Origin of the sequence: Neisseria blantyrii (genome assembly GCF_962747855.1) — a bacterium.
Taxonomy (GTDB): Bacteria; Pseudomonadota; Gammaproteobacteria; order Burkholderiales; family Neisseriaceae; genus Neisseria; species Neisseria viridiae.
The window spans coordinates 42,424-56,847 of record NZ_CAUIZY010000004.1 but is presented as its reverse complement, the minus strand read 5'-3'; the positions used below and the strand labels follow the sequence as shown (position 1 = coordinate 56,847).

The 14,424-nt window shown below is 52.1% G+C and carries 14 protein-coding genes, 1 tRNA gene and 3 pseudogenes; 8 read left to right on the top strand and 10 right to left on the bottom strand.

Annotation, left to right across the window (positions count from 1 at the left end; genetic code table 11):
* Positions 1-32 precede the first annotated feature (32 nt).
* Both lolD and Q9J80_RS04910 read right to left on the bottom strand, forming a co-directional pair.
* Entirely contained in the window at positions 33-728 is a 696-nt protein-coding gene (gene lolD / locus Q9J80_RS04915; RefSeq protein WP_301673330.1) for a lipoprotein-releasing ABC transporter ATP-binding protein LolD, read from the bottom strand.
* Positions 721-1,968, bottom strand: coding sequence for a lipoprotein-releasing ABC transporter permease subunit (locus Q9J80_RS04910; RefSeq protein ID WP_301673329.1), 1,248 nt, complete (start codon positions 1,966-1,968; stop codon positions 721-723). Before Q9J80_RS04910 ends, lolD begins: the two co-directional genes overlap by 8 nt.
* Before the next feature lie 224 nt (positions 1,969-2,192).
* Between Q9J80_RS04910 and Q9J80_RS04905 the strand changes: the two genes are divergently transcribed.
* Positions 2,193-2,471 carry a hypothetical protein gene (locus tag Q9J80_RS04905; protein WP_003714116.1) on the top strand — a complete coding sequence of 93 codons (279 nt, stop codon included), beginning with the start codon at positions 2,193-2,195 and terminating at the stop codon, positions 2,469-2,471.
* Positions 2,472-2,526: 55 nt separating this feature from the next.
* Here Q9J80_RS04905 and recR read toward each other — a convergent pair whose 3' ends face one another.
* From recR to Q9J80_RS04890, 3 genes are all read right to left on the bottom strand, one after another.
* Entirely contained in the window at positions 2,527-3,144 is a 618-nt protein-coding gene (recR, locus tag Q9J80_RS04900; protein ID WP_301673376.1) for a recombination mediator RecR, read from the bottom strand.
* Positions 3,145-3,210: 66 nt separating this feature from the next.
* On the bottom strand, positions 3,211-4,752 hold the full coding sequence (locus tag Q9J80_RS04895; protein ID WP_301673328.1) for a SurA N-terminal domain-containing protein: 1,542 nt from the start codon (positions 4,750-4,752) through the stop codon (positions 3,211-3,213).
* 86 nt (positions 4,753-4,838) lie between these two features.
* Positions 4,839-5,192 carry an arsenate reductase gene (locus tag Q9J80_RS04890; RefSeq protein ID WP_304671582.1) on the bottom strand — a complete coding sequence of 118 codons (354 nt, stop codon included), beginning with the start codon at positions 5,190-5,192 and terminating at the stop codon, positions 4,839-4,841.
* A gap of 148 nt (positions 5,193-5,340) precedes the next feature.
* Here Q9J80_RS04890 and Q9J80_RS04885 point away from each other — a divergent pair, with 148 nt between their 5' ends.
* The 4 genes from Q9J80_RS04885 (at position 5,341) to ruvB (ending at position 9,848) form a co-directional block, all read left to right on the top strand.
* Positions 5,341-6,969, top strand: coding sequence for an ABC-F family ATPase (locus Q9J80_RS04885; protein ID WP_301673326.1), 1,629 nt, complete (start codon positions 5,341-5,343; stop codon positions 6,967-6,969).
* Between the two features lie 84 nt (positions 6,970-7,053).
* A complete protein-coding gene (locus tag Q9J80_RS04880) occupies positions 7,054-8,307 on the top strand; it encodes a multifunctional CCA addition/repair protein (protein WP_301673325.1) in 1,254 nt (417 codons plus the stop codon).
* 119 nt (positions 8,308-8,426) lie between these two features.
* Entirely contained in the window at positions 8,427-8,735 is a 309-nt protein-coding gene (locus Q9J80_RS04875; protein ID WP_301673324.1) for a hypothetical protein, read from the top strand.
* Between the two features lie 81 nt (positions 8,736-8,816).
* Positions 8,817-9,848, top strand: a complete 1,032-nt coding sequence (gene ruvB / locus Q9J80_RS04870; RefSeq protein WP_301669991.1) for a Holliday junction branch migration DNA helicase RuvB — start codon at positions 8,817-8,819, stop codon at positions 9,846-9,848.
* A 61-nt stretch (positions 9,849-9,909) separates the two neighbouring features.
* Here the strand turns inward: ruvB and Q9J80_RS10990 are convergent.
* From Q9J80_RS10990 to Q9J80_RS04855, 4 genes and pseudogenes are all read right to left on the bottom strand, one after another.
* Positions 9,910-10,022 (bottom strand): annotated as a pseudogene (locus Q9J80_RS10990) (IS5/IS1182 family transposase); the annotation flags it as partial.
* Positions 10,018-10,350, bottom strand: a complete 333-nt coding sequence (locus tag Q9J80_RS04865; RefSeq protein WP_301673323.1) for a hypothetical protein — start codon at positions 10,348-10,350, stop codon at positions 10,018-10,020. The gene Q9J80_RS04865 and the pseudogene Q9J80_RS10990, both read right to left, overlap by 5 nt.
* 101 nt (positions 10,351-10,451) lie before the next feature.
* Positions 10,452-10,652 (bottom strand): annotated as a pseudogene (locus Q9J80_RS10985) (hypothetical protein); the annotation flags it as partial.
* A 788-nt stretch (positions 10,653-11,440) separates the two neighbouring features.
* A tRNA-Leu gene (locus tag Q9J80_RS04855) sits at positions 11,441-11,525 on the bottom strand.
* Between the two features lie 147 nt (positions 11,526-11,672).
* Here Q9J80_RS04855 and Q9J80_RS04850 point away from each other — a divergent pair.
* From Q9J80_RS04850 to Q9J80_RS10980, 3 genes and pseudogenes are all read left to right on the top strand, one after another.
* Positions 11,673-12,350, top strand: a complete 678-nt coding sequence (locus tag Q9J80_RS04850) for a hypothetical protein (RefSeq protein WP_304671584.1) — start codon at positions 11,673-11,675, stop codon at positions 12,348-12,350.
* Positions 12,343-12,936 (top strand): GTP cyclohydrolase II, encoded by a 594-nt coding sequence (gene ribA, locus Q9J80_RS04845; protein ID WP_304671585.1) that lies wholly within the window; start codon positions 12,343-12,345, stop codon positions 12,934-12,936. Before Q9J80_RS04850 ends, ribA begins: the two co-directional genes overlap by 8 nt.
* Positions 12,937-13,203: 267 nt before the next feature.
* Positions 13,204-14,218, top strand: a pseudogene (locus tag Q9J80_RS10980) (glycosyltransferase).
* On the opposite strand, the gene Q9J80_RS04830 reads toward Q9J80_RS10980, so the two are convergent.
* Positions 14,197-14,325 (bottom strand): hypothetical protein, encoded by a 129-nt coding sequence (locus tag Q9J80_RS04830; protein ID WP_017628988.1) that lies wholly within the window; start codon positions 14,323-14,325, stop codon positions 14,197-14,199. The pseudogene Q9J80_RS10980 and the gene Q9J80_RS04830 sit on opposite strands and share 22 nt — an antisense overlap.
* Between the last annotated feature and the right edge of the window lie 99 nt (positions 14,326-14,424).

The window sequence follows — 14,424 nt, the reverse complement described above, 5'->3', positions numbered from 1 at the left end:
GGCTTCAGACGGCGCGGTGTTGTTTCGGCTGTTTAGGCGTTTGCGCCCTGTTTGGGGTGCAGGCTGCCGTCTTTCATCTCCATCACGCGCCCGAAGCGGCCGGCAAGTTCGTCGTCGTGCGTTACGACCACCAGCCCTGTCCCCAATTCCGTTTTCAGTTCCAGCATCATATCCAGAACATTCCTTGCGTTTGCCCGGTCGAGGTTGCCGGTCGGCTCGTCGGCAAGCAGGCATTTGGGTTGCGTAACCAAGGCACGTGCAATGGCGGCACGCTGCCGCTCACCGCCGGACAGTTCGCCTGCGCGGTGCGCCGAACGGTGCTTCAGTCCGACCTTTTCCAGCATCGCCATTGCTGCCTCCGCAGCTTCTTCACGGTTTTTTTTGCCGATTAGAAGGGGCATCATCACGTTTTCCAGTGCCGAAAATTCGGGCAGAAGATGGTGGAACTGGTACACGAAACCGAGATGGCGGTTGCGCAAATCGCCCAAACGCCGCTGGTTTAAGGCACGCAAATCCTCGCCCATCAGCAGCACCCTGCCTTCAGACGGCATATCCAGCCCACCCAAAATATGCAGCAGCGTCGATTTGCCGCTGCCCGAAGAACCGATGATGCCCGTGCTTTCCCCCGCGCGGATTTCCAAATCCAAGCCGTGCAGCACCCGAACGTCCAAACCGCCGTCCCGATAGCGTTTGCCCACGCCTTCGCATTTCAAAATCAACTCACTCATAACGCAAAGCCTCCGCCGGTTGGGTTTTTGACGCGCGCCAGCTCGGGTAGAGCGTGGCAACGAAAGACAGTCCCAAAGAAATGCAGGCAATCAGGGCAACGTCGCCCATATCGACATCACTGGGCAGGTAGTCGATAAAATAAACCTGCGAATTGATGAGGTGGACACCGAGCAGGTTTTCAAAAAACGCTACGACCCTGCCGACGTTCCAACCCAAAAGCACGCCGCAGACCACACCCGCCAGCGTGCCGAAAAAGCCTGAAAACGCGCCCTGCACCATAAAAATCTTCATCACGCCGGCAGGGGAAAGACCCAAAGTCCGCAAAATCGCAATGTCCGCCTGCTTTTCCGTAACCGCCATCACCAAGGAAGAGACAAGGTTGAATGCCGCCACAGCGATAATCAGCGTCAGGATGATGAACATCATCCGTTTTTCCAGTTCGACCGCTTCAAAATAGCTTCGGTTGCTGAACGTCCAATCACGTACCCAAACCGTGTCCCTTTGCGCCTCCGGAATCAGCGTTGCCGTCAAGGCGGGGGCGTTTTGCGGGTCGGCGAGTTTCAGCCGCAGCCCCGCAACTTCCTTATCCAAGCGGTACAGTACGCGCGCGTCTTGGATATGCGTCATCGCCAATGAGTTGTCCACTTCGTAAACGCCCGTCTTAACCAGACCGACCACGGTAAACTGCTTCAGGCGCGGTACGACTCCGGCGGGGGTAACGTTACCCTCCGGCGTGATGACGGTAACTTTATTGCCGACTTCCGCACCCAAAGCCTCCGCCAAACCGACACCGAGGATAATGTCAAACTCGCCCGGAATCAGGTCTTCAAACTTGCCAGCCGGCATTTTGTCGCCGTATTCCACCACTTTGCGCTCTTCAGACGGCAAAATGCCGCGCATCTGCACGCCTCTGATTTCGCCCGCATGAGCCAGCAATGCCTGATTGGAAACATAGGGCGCGGCAGCCAAAATACCTTTGCGGTTTTCGGTAAACCGAAGCAGGTTGCGCCAATCCGTATCCGTATTGTCGATATAGCCGATTTCGGCGTGCGGCGCGACATTCAGGAGCTGCCCGCGTATTTCTTTCTGAAAGCCGTTCATAACCGACAAGACGACAATCAGCGCGGTTACGCCCAAGGCGATTCCGGCAATCGAAACCATCGTGATAAACGACATAAAGCCGTTGCGCTTTTTCGCCCTGAGATACCTCAAGCCTATCCAAGCCTCTAGAGAAAACATAACGCTACCTTAAAAATGTCTGCAAACGTGCCGCCCCGGACGGCGGTTTGGGGGCGGCGGCAAAAGTTTATTGTACCGTAAAACCCCGGCAGCGTCCGAACGGCAGGCTGTGCAAATAAAGACGCGGTATATGGCAAATTCGGAAAAACAGGGCGGAAAACTTGCACAACGTGCCGAACTGCCCTATCCTTCTCTTGAAACAAAACCTTTCTTTAAGGAAAACAATGAATATCAGGAAAATCTCCGCTTTGTGTGCTGTTGCCGTTTTTACTGTTTCGACAGCCTATGCCAAAGAAATCAAAATCGATGCCAACAACACGCCTTATTCCGAAGCCGACGCGCAAAAGCTGGCGGCAACGGCAGTCGGTATGGGCGTTAAAGAACCCGTCAGCCTGAACGGCGGCAGCGGCAGCATTACCGTGTCCGGCAGCAGCGCGACGCAGTGCGTGTTCAAAGTCGGCAACGGAGGTGCTTTGCAGATTCAAGGGCTCAACTGCAAGTAAACCGCCCGGAAAAATGCCGTCTGAAGGCTTCAGACGGCATTTTGCATTGGCGGCGTTACGCCCCACCCTCTTTAATCAGGCGGCGTTCGTACACCGCCTGAGCCAGCGTACCCGCATCGACATATTCCAATTCGCCGCCCAAGGGGATGCCCTGCGACAGCCTGCTGACTTTGTAAGGCAGGTTTTTGAAAAACTCGGATAGGACATACGCTGTCGCATTGCCTTCTGCGGTAAAAGCTGTTGCAATAATGATTTCTTCGACTTCCCCGCCGCCCAGCCGTTGCGCCAGTCTTTCCAATGCGATGGCGGATACGTCCATTCCCAGTGCCGTATTGATTTGCCCCATCAAAACAAAGTAAAGCCCGTCATGACAGTTTGCCGCTTCCATATTCGACACGTCGGCAGGCATATGCACCACCATCAGCCGCCGCCCGTCGCGTGTTTCATCGGCACAAATATCGCACAATCCGCCTTCGCAAAACGTGTTGCACCTCGCGCAATGATCGACCTGCCTCAATGCCGTCTGCAAGGCATCCACCAGTTTTTCAGCCTCTTTGCGCTTGTGTTGGAGCAAATGATACGCTATCCGCTGTGCCGATTTCGGCCCGACGTTGGGTAAAACCTTCAGCGCGTCGATCAATCCTTGGAAGGCATCTTGTTTTTTGTGGCTCATCATATTCCGCCGTATGGGAAAACGGCCGGAATATTCCGACCGTTATGTTGTCAACAAAAGTATCAATTACTGACCGTCGCCGTTGTCGACCGATTGCGCTCCTTTGGTCTGTTTGATTTTGCCGTTGAAATAACGTATCAGCAGGTCGAAAGTATTGGCCGACTGCTGCTGCGCCAAAGCCTGTTTTGCAAGCGGGATGCGCGCGGCGGCATCATCGGGCGGAGTAACCGCCTGTACTTCGACAATCACGGGAGCCGGCAGGCCGGTCAGCCTGACATAGGCGGGTTTGCCGTTTGCCGGTTTTGCTTTCAGCAGTTCCGCATAAGCTTCGGGCGGCATAGACTGCCGAGCCTGCTGCGCCCCCAATACGGATACTTCAGACCATTTTACATCGGCGGCCTTACCGCCGTTCAGCTGGGCGAGTACTTCTTTTGCCTTGTTTTCGGCAAGTTTGGCGGCTTCGGTACGGATATAAGCCTTACGCACCGCATCTTTGGCTTCTTCAAACGGTAAGGTTTTTTCTTCGCGGACTTCTTTGGCGCGGACGACCCACGCGGTTTCGCTGTTGATGGTCAGCACTTCGGAATTGTGTTTTTTCTTCAATACGTCGTCGCTGAATACGGCATTGATCAGGTTTTCGGGCATACCGGACATTTGCGCATCCTGCCTGCTCAGCCAAGTTTCTTGGGTTTCGACTTTCAAACCGCTGTTTTTGGCGGCTTCGTCAAGCGAGGAAGGATGATTGAACGCATCATCGCCCAGTTTTTCTTTCGCCTTATTGAAGTCGGCAACCGCCTTTTTCATTTTCAATTCGTTTTCGACGGCGGCTTTTTCCTGCTCGAAAGAAGGTTTGGCTTCATTTGCCGGCAAACGCGCCACGCGCTCTTCAAACGCATTTTTCACTTCTGTTTCGCTGACGGTCTGTTTATCTGCAAAGTCTTTTAGATTCAATGCGACATATTCCAATTTGACCGCTTGAGGAAGCAGGTAGTCTTTTTTGTTTGCATTATAAAATTTCTGTAAATCCGCATCGGCTGCTTTTACTACTTGTCCGATAAATTCGTCGGGGTTAAAAGTATGCGAACGGATGGTACGGTTAACCTGGGTCAGTTTGACCAGTTGCTCTGCCTGGGCATCGCTGACCAAGACACCGTTTTGAACAAGGTTTACCAAATTCTGCAATGCGAATTGGTCACGGATTTCCTCGACGAACTGGTCTTCCGACATATGGCGTTGCGAAAGGTATTGGCTCAAAAGGGCATGGCTGAATTTGCCGCCTGCATCGTGAAAATTAGGATCGTCTACAATAATCTGTTTGATTTGTTCCTGAGAAACGGAAATACCCATCAGTTTTGCACCTTGTTTCAGATAGGCGCGTTGCAGCAGGGATTGGAATACGGCATCGCGTGACGGGCTGCCGCCGTCCGCCTGTTCATTTTGCATGGCGGCATTAATCGAATGATCGCTGATTTTTTCGTCCCCGACTTGGACGATGTAATCGGAACCCGGGTGTGAAACCGTGCTGACGCCGAAGCCGACAAAAGTTAATGCAATCAGGCCTAATAAGACTTGGGCGGGTGTTCTGTATTTTTCGATGGAATGGAACATATTTTCAGATCGGAATATGGAATGGGGTTGGGAAATATAAATTCCGTATTGTAACGGTTTTTATACACGTCTGCACGAAGGCTTAATTAACGTTTGAATATCTCTCGATAAGATTCATCGCTGAAACCAACATGAACCTTTCCGCCGTATTCCAGTACGGGACGTTTGATAAGGCTGGGCATTTCGGACATTATTCTGACCGCACCTTCCTTTGAGGACAGGGCTTCCTCCTGCATCAGTGCATCAAGTTTGCGCCATGTGGTTCCCCGTTTGTTGAGCAGTATCTCCAAAGGCACCTGCCCCAGCCACAGGCGGATTTCCGCTTCGGAAGGCGCCTGTTTTTTAAAATCCCGGAATTCAAATTCCATACCATATTCGGCAAGCCTGTTTTTGGCTTTTTTGACTGTGTCGCAATTTGGGATGCCATGAAGGACTATCATTTGGAAACCTTTTGCCTGAAATAATAAAACCGATATTTTACTATAAGTGTCTGAAAACTTGCCCGTCTGTTTCAGACGGCAAGGGGATTATGTTACAATCCGAAAATTTGAAAAATTAATCTCTTTCCAATATAAGGTTTTACCAGTAATGATTTCTACCAACGGCATCACCATGCAGTTCGGCGCAAAGCCGCTGTTTGAAAACGTATCCGTCAAATTCGGCGAAGGCAACCGCTACGGTTTGATCGGCGCGAACGGCTCAGGCAAGTCCACCTTCATGAAAATCCTCGGCGGAGATTTGGAACAGACTGCCGGCGAAGTCGCGATTGAAAACGGCGTGCGTTTGGGTAAATTGCGCCAAGACCAGTTTGCCTACGAAGACATGCGCGTGCTGGACGTGGTGATGATGGGTCACACTGAAATGTGGGCGGCGATGACCGAGCGTGATGCGATTTACGCTAACCTCGAAGCTACCGAAGACGACTACATGAAAGCTGCCGAACTGGAAGCCAAGTTCGCCGAATACGACGGCTACACCGCCGAAGCGCGCGCTGCCGAACTGTTGAGCGGCGTGGGCATTTCCGAAGATTTGCACGATGCGACCATGGCAGAAGTTGCCCCAGGCTTCAAACTGCGCGTATTGCTGGCGCAAGCCCTGTTCTCCAAACCGGATGTATTGCTTTTGGACGAACCGACCAATAACTTGGACATTAATACCATCCGCTGGCTGGAAGGCGTGTTGAACCAATACGACTCCACCATGATTATTATTTCGCACGACCGCCACTTTTTGAACGAAGTCTGCACCCATATGGCGGATTTGGACTACAACACTATCACCATCTATCCGGGCAACTACGACGACTATATGCTCGCTTCCGCCCAATCGCGCGAACGCGCCCTGAAAGACAACGCCAAGGCAAAAGAAAAATTGCAGGAATTGCAAGAATTTGTGGCGCGGTTCAGTGCCAACAAATCCAAGGCCCGTCAGGCAACCAGCCGTCTGAAACAGGCAGACAAAATCAAATCGGAGATGGTCGAAGTTAAACCTTCTACCCGTCAAAACCCGTATATCCGTTTTGAAGCCGACGAAAAGGCCAAGTTGCACCGTCAGGCGGTGGAAGTGGAAAAACTGGCCAAACGTTTTGAAACCCAGTTGTTTAAAAACCTGAACTTTATCCTCGAAGCGGGACAACGCCTTGCCATCATCGGCCCGAACGGCGCGGGCAAATCCACCCTGCTGAAACTCTTGGCCGGCGCGTATAACCCCGAATATTCAGACGGCCTGCTGCCGGACGAAGGCAGCATCAAATGGGCGGAAAAAGCCAGCGTCGGCTACTACCCGCAAGACCATGAAAACGACTTCGACGTCGATATGGACTTGAGCGAATGGATGCGCCAATGGGGTCGGGAAGGCGACGACGAACAAGTCATCCGGGGTACTTTGGGTCGCTTACTCTTCGGCAGCAACGATGTCGTGAAAAAAGTGAAGGTTCTCTCCGGCGGAGAAAAAGGCCGTATGCTTTACGGCAAATTGCTGCTTTTGAAACCCAATGTTTTGGTCATGGACGAACCGACCAACCACATGGACATGGAAAGCATCGAATCCTTGAACATGGCATTGGAAAAATACAACGGCACGCTGATTTTCGTCTCGCATGACCGTCAGTTTGTATCTTCATTGGCTACCCAAATCATCGAATTGGATGGCAAAGGCGGATATGAACACTACTTGGGCGATTACGAAAGTTACTTGGAGAAAAAAGGCGTAGCATGAACGCACAAAATACCCTCCGGTTGAAACAATGCCGTCTGAAGCCTCTTCAGACGGCATTATTGATAAGTTTAAAATAGGAAGCATATGCAGACTTACCTCGTCGGCGGCGCCGTCCGCGATTATCTTTTGGGGCTGCCTGTCAAAGACCGCGATTGGGCGGTGGTCGGCACGGATGCGCAAACCATGCTGGCACAAGGTTTCCAGCCTGTCGGCAAAGATTTTCCCGTATTCCTCCATCCTAAAACCCACGAAGAATACGCCCTCGCCCGCACCGAGCGCAAAACCGCCAAAGGTTACGCCGGTTTCAGTTTCCACGCCGACAAAGACGTTACGCTCGAGCAGGACTTAATGCGCCGCGACCTGACCATCAACGCGATGGCGCAAGATGCGGACGGCAAGATTATCGACCCTTTCGGCGGACAACGGGATTTGGCGGCAGGCATTTTGCGCCACGTCTCTCCTGCCTTCGCCGAAGATCCCGTCCGCATCCTGCGTACCGCCCGCTTTGCCGCTCGCTACGGTTTTGAAATCGCCGAAGAAACCATGAAGCTGATGCGGCAGATGGTAGAAAACGGCGAAGCGGACGCATTGGTTGCCGAACGCGTCTGGCAGGAGTTGGCGAAAGGTTTGATGGAAAAAAATCCGCGCAAAATGATTGAAGTGTTGCGCGAATGCGGCGCGCTCAAAGTCTTGCTGCCCGAAGTCGATGCCCTCTTCGGCGTGCCGCAACGCGCCGACTATCATCCCGAAATCGACAGCGGCATCCATACCCTGATGACGCTGCAACGCGCCGCCGATATGGGTTTGAGCCTGCCCGAACGCTATGCCGCCCTGCTGCACGACTTGGGCAAAGCCAAAACGCCGCCCGACATTCTGCCGCGCCACTACGGACACGACATCAACGGCGTAAAACCCGTGCGCGAAGTCAATCAACGGCTGCGCGCGCCGAGGCAGTGTGCCGAGCTTGCCGAATTGGTTTGCCGTTGGCACATTATTTTCCACCAAGTCGGACAGCTTAAAAGCCAAACCATTCTGAACGTATTGAAAAAAACCGATGCCTTCCGCCGTCCCGAGCGTTTTCAGACGGCATTGAACGTCTGCATTGCCGACACACAAGGCCGTCTGAACCGCGAACACACGCCCTACCCGCAACGCGCGCACTGGCTCGCCCTGCTCGAAGCCGCCAATCAGGCGGATTCGGGCAAAATCGCCGCCGAATGCCGCGCGCAGGGAAAAACGCACCTTATCGCCGAAGAAATCGATCGGGCGCGGCTGACAGAAATTACCCCATTGCAAAAAGCGTTTCGGACGGAGCAAGAAAAGACAGAAAAACATTAAAACGCACAATATGGCTACTTTGAGAATTTTGAGGACGATACCCAATCCAAGCTTTGCAACAGCCGCCGCCATATCCGCTATAATCCATCCTTCAGCCATTCCGCCCCCGACATAAAATCATGACCCTACAAACCGATTTATTATCTAAAATCAACAATGAAGATTATCAACGCCTTATCCTCAAACACAGCGCGGAATTCAGCGAGGGCGAAATCCGCCTGTTGAACGAAATCCTCGAAAAATTCAATTTCGACGTTGTTCAGGCGCAGGCATTGGCGCAGGCGGTAATGCAGCAAGTCCGCTTCGATCCCAACGCCTACCACATCGACAGCGACGACGAAGACACCACAGGCATCTGCCCCCACTGCATCAACCCGCCTATGCCGCCCCTGCGCGACTATCTCGTTTGGCGCGAAACGCGCGGATAAAACGCTTTTGACCGTTATCTTTCCAATGCCGTCTGAAACGCCGCCGACCGTTCGGACGGCATACCCGACAAAGGGAACACTATGCTGCAAACCGACAACCTGACCGCCGCGCAACCGCAACGCATCGTTGCTGCCCAAACCGCCTCCGAACAGGAAGAACTGCTCGAACGCGCCCTCCGCCCCAAAACGCTGGACGACTACATCGGGCAGCATAAAGCCAAAGAGCAGCTCGCCATTTTCATCCAGGCCGCCAAAAAACGCGGCGAAGCACTCGACCATGTTTTGCTTTTCGGCCCGCCCGGACTGGGCAAAACCACCCTTGCCCACATCATCGCCAAAGAGTTGGGCGTGAATTTGCGCCAAACCAGCGGCCCCGTCCTCGAACGCGCCGGCGACCTCGCCGCCCTTTTGACCAACCTTGATCCGCACGACGTATTGTTTATCGACGAAATCCACCGGCTAAGCCCTGTTGTGGAAGAAATCCTCTACCCCGCGCTCGAAGACTACCGACTCGACATTATGATAGGCGAAGGGCCCGCCGCCCGTTCCGTCAAAATCGACCTGCCGCCCTTCACGCTTGTCGGCGCGACCACCCGCGCCGGTATGCTGACCAATCCGTTGCGCGACCGCTTCGGCATCGTCTCCCGCCTCGAGTTTTACGAAAACCGCGACCTTACCACCATCGTCAGCCGTTCGGCACAACTGTTGCAGCTCGATATGTCCGAAGAAGGCGCGGAAGAAATCGCCAAACGCAGCCGGGGCACGCCGCGCATCGCCAACCGCCTGTTGCGCCGCGTGCGCGATTTCGCCGACGTGAAAAACAACGGCGTAATCGATGCCGCCGTCGCCGATGCCGCTTTAAGTATGCTGGACGTGGATGCGCAGGGGCTGGACGTGATGGACAGGAAATTTCTCGAAGCCGTTTTGCACAAATTCGGCGGCGGCCCCGTCGGTTTGGATAATGTTGCCGCCGCCATCGGCGAATCTACGGACACCATCGAAGACGTTATCGAACCCTACCTCATCCAACAAGGCTTTTTGCAACGCACCCCGCGCGGCAGGATGGCGACCGAACGCACCTACCTGCATTTCGGGCTGCCCGTCGAAAAATAAACCATGCCGTCTGAAACAGAACTGCCGACCAAAGTCGGACATCATCCCCTTTGTCTGCAACAGCTTCAGACGGCATGTATAGTGGATTAACAAAAACCAGTACGGCGTTGCCTCGCCTTGCCGTACTATTTGTACTGTCTGCGGCTTCGTCGCCTTGTCCTGATTTTTGTTAATCCACTATATTTTTTATCAGGTTTTGTACCCTATCCGTTGCAGAATGCAGGATTCGCAAAATTCCGTACTGCTCGGACTTGATACTGACAACTGCAGTGCCGGCTGATGCGCCGATAGTAACGCCTGAAGAAAAACCGTTTGCCATATACTGATATATATCCATTGAAATGAGGTTGTTTGTATGTTTATCGTCGGTATGCTTATGCGTCGCCACATTCGGCGTATAAGCATTGGTATCCACCAAAGCGACCTTGACCGTATCATCCGCCCGGTTCAACTGCCCCACCAAGAACATCTGGCGGGAAGTATCATAAAGCGTATTGGCCATAACCACTCCAACAAGTTAAAAACACACCCATTAAACCAACCGTATCGGCGGCATTCAACCACCTAAAAAAAGCCCGAACCATTTTCAGGTTCAGGACTTCCTCAATGCCCGAAGGCAAAACCGCCGTCGGTACGCGCATCCGAGTGCTTGTCCGGCAGATAAATGCCGTCTTTCGCCCCCGCAACGCGCCGTTGCCGGTTCCTCACGCCCGCCATAATGTTTTCCGACTTAATGGCACGCTCCGGATGCTTCCTGTTCCACTGCGCCACCACGCCGCGCAACTCGCGCAAAGCCGCCGCGTGCCGTGCCGCACCGCCCAATCCGCCCTTGACGGACTCCTTAGCCGCCAAAGCCGCAAATTCAGGCGTTCCCTTAGTCGCCGCAACGCCCATTTTCTTCAATACAGCCTTCTCGGCGGCTTTCCTGCCCATTTTCTTCAATACAGCCTTCTCGGCGGCTTTCCTGCCCATATTCAAAATACCGCCGCCAAGCCCGTATTCGGGTCGGTAATCTCATAACTGGTTGTTTTAAACACATTCGGGTCAAAGCCCTTCTCCTCTTTCCACTCAAACTTCCCATTAAGCGCATCAATCTGCCACGCAATCTCCCCGCGCTAAGTTACACAAAAAACACACCGACAAACCATTTCTCGGGGCAAATAAAAAGCCGCCTGAAGCAAATTTGCTTACAGACGGCATCATTCCGATGTTATTCAAACAAAACCGATTTAAATATTCCCCAAATATTCCAACAAAACCAACCAACGCGTGTGCGGCATATCGCAATGCGCTTTCAAACCCATTGCCGCCTCCTATTTTTGTTCCGTCACCAAAGTTACGCCCGTAATCTCGGCAACCCACTTTTGCGTCAAGCCGTATTTATGGCGCAATTCCTTCAGGTTGTTTGGCGTGTAATCAATGTTTTAACGGTAATGCAAGAGGTTTTTGAATATATTGCAAGATTCTGATTTATATGATTTTAAATTTATCCAAGCCCGATAAAAAAGCCACCTGATTAAATCAGATGGCCTGTATTTTGCGTCCCTAAATTGTCCCAATGTATTTTAAGTAATTGATTTATTTATTGTTAATGGTGCGGACGGAGAGACTCGAACTCTCACACCTCTCGGCGCCAGAACCTAAATCTGGTGCGTCTACCAATTTCGCCACGTCCGCATAAGGGTGGAGATTATACAGATTTTGTCCGATTGCGCAAGGCTTTGGGCGTAATAGTTGAGGCTTATGCTTTGCAGCGGTAAAATCCACTATTCGTCCGCCTGGCATCGGAATCCGGCGGTTTTATTTTATTGACGGAATTTGAGTATGCCTGCTGCTTTGATTAAAGATTTTCTGCTGACCCAAGGTTTAAAGCTGTCGCTTGACGAGGTTCGGGCGGCGTATCTGACGACTCAGACGGTAATGGATATGGGGACGGCTTCGATTGAGCGTTCGGTTTTGTGGCTTGAGCATGAGGATTGGAGGCTTGCCGATTATTTGGAGCAAAACAGCGGGAATGAGGAAGGTCTGAAACGGCTTTTCATGGCTTTGGATTCGGTGTTTTCGCGCTCGACAGGCGTGCGGAGTGCGGCGGTTTATGCCCTGATGCCGTCTGAAAACCAGGCTTTCCAACTGATATGCCTGTCCCGACAGGGCGAGGTTTTGGAAAACCTGTGGGATTTGGATGAAGCGGCAGGCAAGGTTTCGCTGGCTTGCCGTTCGGCGCAAAGCGGCTGGATGAATGTTGCCTCGGATGTACGCCGTTGGTTGGATTTGGGTGAGCTTTCGGGAGAACGCAATCATGCTTCGGCGGCGCAAATTTCCATTCCGGTCTGCACGGAAAGTGGCGGTGTGTTGGGCGTGGTTCATGTGGAATTTGAATGCGCAGAGTGTGCGGATGAGGCAGCACAGGCGGAATGGGTGGCTCTTGCCTTGGCTTTGTCCAAACCTTTGAAACTGCTGTTGGGTATGTCTGCCGGAAAAGATGGGAGTGAAGATGTCTGAAATGTTGAACCATGTGGCTTCCTGCCGCCTGCCGACCGAATGGGGCGTATTTACGATGCACGGCTTTGAAGAGACAAACGGGCAGGAGCACGTCGCGCTGACCGTCGGTGATTTTTCAGACGGCAAACCGGTGTTGACGCGCATCCACTCCGAATGCCTGACGGGCGATGCGCTGTTCTCGAGAAAATGCGACTGCGGTCCGCAACTGGAAGCGGCAATGAAAGCGGTACAGGCAGAGGGGCGCGGCATCATCGTCTATCTGCGTCAGGAAGGGCGCGGCATCGGGCTGATTAACAAAATCCGCGCCTATCATTTGCAGGATCAGGGTATGGATACGGTTGAGGCGAACGTGGCACTCGGTCTGCCCGTCGATGCCCGCGATTTCCGTTTGGCGCAATCTATCTACGAATATCTAGGCATCCGCTCGGTCAAACTGCTGACCAACAACCCCGAAAAAATCCAAACCCTGAAAGATGCGGGGATTAACGTGGTCGAACGCATCCCCCTGCACGTCGGGGAAAATCTGGAAAACGAGCGTTATCTCCAAACCAAAGCAGACAAGCTGGGACATCTGATGCCGGAATAAGGCAAAGATGCAGGGAACGGGCATCCTGCGCCGCCTTTCGGGAAACAGGTTTCCCATACCTTGATAAAGCAATAAGTTTTATAGTGGATTAAATTTAAACCAGTACAGCGTTGCCTTGCCGTACTATTTGTACTGTCTGCGGCTTCGTCGCCTTGTCCTGATTTTTGTTAATCCACTATATAAAGTTACAGGGTGCGGATGCAAACGCATTGCGGGTGCGGGTTTGAGGCATACGCGCAAACATCTTAATATAATGGATTGATATTTATGATTTTCTCCATCATCGTCCCTATTTACAATGTGGAAAAATACCTCCGCTGCTGCGTGGATTCCGTGCTTGCCGAAAATTTTGCCGATTATGAAATGATTTTGGTCGATGACGGTTCGCCGGACGGCTGCGGGAAGATTTGCGACGAATATACAGGCAAATATCCGCATATAAAAGTGATTCATCAAGAAAACGGCGGGCTGTCGGATGCCCGCAACGCCGGTATCCGGGCGGCAAAAGGCGATTACCTAATCTTTTTGGACAGCGACGATTATTGGGCCGATACCAACCGTTCAAAAAACGCGGGGGGGGGGGATTCTCTTTGATTTACAACAACTTGCAGACAAAAAGGTTGATTTGATCCTGCATCCCTCGTCCTTCAATTACCGCGACATCCCCAAAGGGGCGGACTTTTCGGATAATGATTTTGTCCGCCATTTTGAAACGCTGGTGGAGGGGCGGTACTATATCGCCAACGCGTGGACAAAGATTGTCAGGCGGGAAATCATCATTAAAAACAATCTGTTTTTCCCAAAAGGATACATTCACGAGGATTTCCCGTACAGTTTGCAATTGGCGCGTTTTATCAAGACTTTTGCCTTTTACGATAACCCTTTTTACCAGTACCGCGTTCTCGGCGGCTCTATCAGCCACAACATCAAATACAAAAATTTCAGCGATGTGCTGACGCATCTCGACCGGGGTGTGGATTTTTTAGTCGAAAACAAAAATTCCCCCATCTACGGCGGTTTGCAAAAATTTGTCTTCGACAATATCGGCTATCTGAGGTCTATATTGGTAAGGCTTTATTTTTCCAAAAACATTATCCTCATCTACCGGAAATATTTTTCATTTAAAGAAAAATGCAGAAAGATATTCGGCGCGAAGACGATGCATCCGATTTTTATCGGGAAGACCGCATTCATCATAGGATTGCCGATATTGCGCCTGCTCGTACCGCCTATGCTGTACCCGGCAATCAAGGCCGTTTATCAGAAATTTTTTTCGGAATAAGCTTCCGGCAAACCCCGAATCGGAAGCGGGCGGGAAGAAACAGCCGCCCCGCCGGCGGGGATTGCGGCAATGCCGTCTGAAGCCACGAATCCGGCTTCAGACGGCATCTGTTTACCAAAAAGAAAATAAATCGGTTTAGCGAAAAAACAGATTTGCTTTTTGGTAAATACGCGCTTACAATCCGCTGCATCCGATTTTTATAAAGG